The organism is Sphingobium sp. (genome assembly GCF_035511395.1).
In the GTDB taxonomy this organism is placed as follows: domain Bacteria; phylum Pseudomonadota; class Alphaproteobacteria; order Sphingomonadales; family Sphingomonadaceae; genus Sphingobium.
The window spans coordinates 1-3,572 of record NZ_DATKFP010000381.1; the positions used below are offsets into that span (position 1 = coordinate 1).

Sequence of the window (3,572 nt, forward strand, 5' to 3'; positions counted from 1 at the left end):
TGCAGGGCGCAAGGGCGTGCGCAATCATCTGGCCTTCGGACGGGGTATTCACTTCTGCATCGGCAACCAGCTGGCGCGCGGCGAAATGCGCATTGCGATCCGGCGGTTGCTGGAGCGGTTGCCCCACCTGCGGCTGTCCCCCGATCATCCCGAGCCCCGCTTCATCCCGCATTTCGCCATCCATGCCCTGGACCATCTCCACATTGTCTTCTGACCGGCCTGCGCGCATGAACGGAAAGAGAGCATAACCGCCATCAGGGGAAACAGCATGAATTTCGACCATTATAAGCTGCTTACCCTGTCACGCGATGGCCGGGTGCTGACGATCACGATGAACCGGCCGGAACTGATGAATGCCGTCAATCATGCCTTGCATGAGGAAATGGCGCGGGTCTTCTTCGAGGCGGCGGATGACCCCGAAAGCGACGTCATCGTCTTGACAGGCGCGGGCAAGGCATTTTCGGCGGGTGGCGATTTCGACTGGCTGGAACGCCAGGTGAAGGGCGATCGCGTGCCCTTCGTCCATGAAGCCAAGAGCATGCGCCGGATCGTCATGGGCCTGCTCGACTGCCCCAAGCCGGTCATTGCGAAGGTGAATGGCGACGCCATGGGCTTCGGCGCGTCGATCGCACTCCTGTCAGACATCGTGATCGCCGCAGACCATGTCCGTTTCGCCGACCCGCATGTGAAGCTGGGCCTGGTAGCCGGCGACGGTGGCGCCCTGATCTGGCCGCAGTTGATCGGTTTCGCCAAGGCCAAACATTATCTGCTGACCGGCGATGCGATCGACGCGGTGACGGCTGAGCGGATCAATCTCATCAGTTTCGCCATACCCGCCGCAGACCTGGACGCCCATGTCTCCACCTATGCGCAAAAGCTGGCGCGGGGCGCGCAATCGGCGATCCGTTACACCAAGTCCGTGACCAATATCGCCCTGCGCCAGCTGTTCAGCTCGGTGTTCGAGGCCGGCGTCGCCTATGAAGGGCTGACCACCTACACCCGCGACTTCGGCGAGGCGGTATATGCCGTGAAGGAAGAACGACGCCCACACTTTACGGGTGAATGACGACAAGAAACGGGGAGAGGCAGGATGGACGAGCAGCTTGAAGCCCGGCTTCGCTTGGCGCTGGATCGGCAGGAAATAGAGCAGGTTCTGAAACTCTACTGCCGCGCGATCGACCGGTGCGACCTGGAGTTGCTCAAGACCGTCTATCATCCCGACGGCACAGACGATCACGGCTCCTTTTCCGGCAACGCGATGGAATTTGCCGAAACCATCATTCCATCGCTGCGCGAGGGGATCTTGGACGGAATGCACAGCGTCACCCATTGCACTATCGATGTGGAGGGTGACTTCGCCACGTCTGAAGCCTATTATTGGGCCTATCAACGGGCACCGGGCGGAGAAGAGGCCGTCACGGCCTTCTTCGGGTCTGACTATGCGGCCAGGACACTGGCAGACGGGACGATCGACGGCAAGCATGACTATTATTGCGGCGGCCGCTACATCGACCTGTTCGAACGGCGTGACGGGCAATGGAAGATACTGCGCCGCAAGATCACCAATGAATGGAATGACATAAGGCCGAGCACCCGGATCACCGATGCAGGCCATGTCGCGCATTACAATCTGCCCGGCCGGCGCGACCGGCAGGATCCGGTCTATCTCAATCGGTTGCCCGAAGCTGCCCCGGTCTGAACCGGCCCATCATACGGTCGGATCGACCGGATATTGCAGTGCCTCCTGCGCCATCGACGCGACCAGTTCGCCCACCCGATTATAGATGAAACCCCGCGCCAGATTGACGCCATCCTGCGCGTTGGGACCGTCCGTCTCGAACAACAGCCAGTCGTCGCAGCGCACATCGCGATGGAACCACAGGCAATGGTCCAGGCTCGCCACGAACAGATGCGGGCCCGGCAGCGCGACAGTGTGCTGCGACAGGGGCGCACCGGCGAACATATAGTCGGACAGGAACGCCAGTATCTGTCGCTGCACCATCGGATCCTCGATCCGCTCCGCTCCGGGCGCACGCAGCCAGTAATGCCGCTTACCCGTGGCGTTGCGTTCCAGAAACCCGGATTTCCCCGGCAGGCGCACGTCGATGGGATAATGCCCGCCGAACAAGGCTCCGTAGATTTGGCCATCCTCCGCCTGGAGCGCGCGGAACGTCGCCTGATCCATCGCCGCTTCGGGATCGAAATCGATCGGGCTGGCGCGATAATGGCTGAAGCCGGCGACGGGCAAGCGATAGGATGCATCCATCGTCAGGATCAACTGCTCTTTCTGCCAAGCCTCAACCCGTCGGGTGGAGAAGCGTCCGCCATCACGCAGGCGATGCACCCGATAGTCGATCGACTCGTGATCCATGCCTGCACGCAAAAAATAGGCATGCAGCGAATGGACATTGCGATCGGGCGCCGTGCGGTCCGCGGCAGCCAGCGCCTGCGCGACAATCTGCCCCCCAAACAGCGCGCGATAGGCGTTGCGCTGATTGTCGCGATTGCGGAAAATGTCTGGCCCGACCTCGTCCAGCATCAGGAGCTCGGGGATATCCTTGCTCCACTGCGCGTCATAGAGACTCGCATCATATTTGCGCGACATGTCATCATCCTCCCCAATCATCGTCCGCTATAGGCAATTGCCAAATGATATGCTAGCAAACTAATAAATCAGAAAAGCGAGAGGGCCATGCATCCATATTATAGCGCCGAAGACGAGGCGTTTCGCGCTGACGTTCGCGCCTTCATCGTCGCGAATCTGCCGGCCGATCTCGCTCGACGCGGCCGATATGATTATCATCCCCGGCGGGAGGACCAGGCCCGCTGGGCCAGGATTCTGGATGGCCAAGGCTGGTCGGTACCACATTTCCCGGTCGCCTATGGCGGAACGGATTGGAACGGCGTGCAGCGCTTCATCTTCGAGGAGGAAATGCGCCGCGCCTACGCCCCCACCATGGATCGCATCGGCACGGAACTGGTCGCCCCCGTCCTCTACAGTTTCGCATCGGAAGAACAGCGCCAAGCATATCTGCCCGGCATCCGCACCGGCGATACATTCTGGGCACAGGGCTTTTCCGAACCGGGATCCGGCTCCGACCTCGCATCCCTGCGGACGCGTGCAGTCCGCGATGGCGACCATTATATCGTCAACGGCCAGAAGACATGGACGACCGAAGGCCATCATGCCGACATGATCTTCATGCTGGTGCGGACGGACGCGGATGCCAAGCCGCAGGCTGGCATTTCCGCACTCATCATTGACCTGAAAAGTCCGGGCATCATCCGGCGGCCGATCTGGACAATCGACGAAGGGCTGACCGTCAATGAATTTTTCTTCGACGATGTGCGGGTGCCCGTCGCCAATCTTGTGGGTCAGGAAGGCGCAGGCTGGTCGTACGCCAAATTCCTGCTCACCAATGAGCGCACCAACAGCGCCGAGGTACCGCATACCAAGCGCGACATCGCGCAACTGCGCGACATCGCCCGAATCGAGTGCAAGAATGGGAAGCCGCTGATCGAAGACCCGATCTTTCGCGCGCGCCTTGCCCGGATCGAGGTCGATATCATGG

Annotated in this window: 5 protein-coding genes; 4 read left to right on the plus strand and 1 reads right to left on the minus strand. The window is 60.8% G+C overall.

What is annotated here, in order from left to right; translation table 11 throughout:
• From VMR39_RS25925 to VMR39_RS25935, 3 genes are all read left to right on the plus strand, one after another.
• Positions 1-214: cytochrome P450 (locus VMR39_RS25925; RefSeq protein ID WP_325420662.1), on the plus strand; the 214-nt coding region annotated here is incomplete at its 5' end.
• A 54-nt stretch (positions 215-268) separates the two neighbouring features.
• Positions 269-1,066, plus strand: a complete 798-nt coding sequence (locus VMR39_RS25930; RefSeq protein ID WP_325420664.1) for an enoyl-CoA hydratase-related protein — start codon at positions 269-271, stop codon at positions 1,064-1,066.
• A gap of 24 nt (positions 1,067-1,090) precedes the next feature.
• Positions 1,091-1,699 carry a nuclear transport factor 2 family protein gene (locus tag VMR39_RS25935; RefSeq protein ID WP_325420666.1) on the plus strand — a complete coding sequence of 203 codons (609 nt, stop codon included), beginning with the start codon at positions 1,091-1,093 and terminating at the stop codon, positions 1,697-1,699.
• Positions 1,700-1,708: 9 nt separating this feature from the next.
• Here the strand turns inward: VMR39_RS25935 and VMR39_RS25940 are convergent, their stop codons facing one another.
• Entirely contained in the window at positions 1,709-2,605 is an 897-nt protein-coding gene (locus tag VMR39_RS25940; protein WP_325420668.1) for an acyl-CoA thioesterase, read from the minus strand.
• An 87-nt stretch (positions 2,606-2,692) separates the two neighbouring features.
• On the opposite strand from VMR39_RS25940, the gene VMR39_RS25945 reads away from it, so the two are divergent.
• Positions 2,693-3,572 (plus strand): acyl-CoA dehydrogenase family protein (locus VMR39_RS25945; protein ID WP_325420670.1); only part of this gene is annotated, 880 nt, incomplete at its 3' end.

What these genes read in the sequence shown, in the direction of transcription:
- VMR39_RS25935 (WP_325420666.1), top strand. Translation starts at nt 1,091, where the DNA reads ATGGACGAGCAGCTTGAAGCCCGGCTTCGCTTGGCGCTGGATCGGCAG.
- VMR39_RS25940 (WP_325420668.1), bottom strand. Translation starts at nt 2,605, where the DNA reads ATGTCGCGCAAATATGATGCGAGTCTCTATGACGCGCAGTGGAGCAAG.
- VMR39_RS25930 (WP_325420664.1), top strand. Translation starts at nt 269, where the DNA reads ATGAATTTCGACCATTATAAGCTGCTTACCCTGTCACGCGATGGCCGG.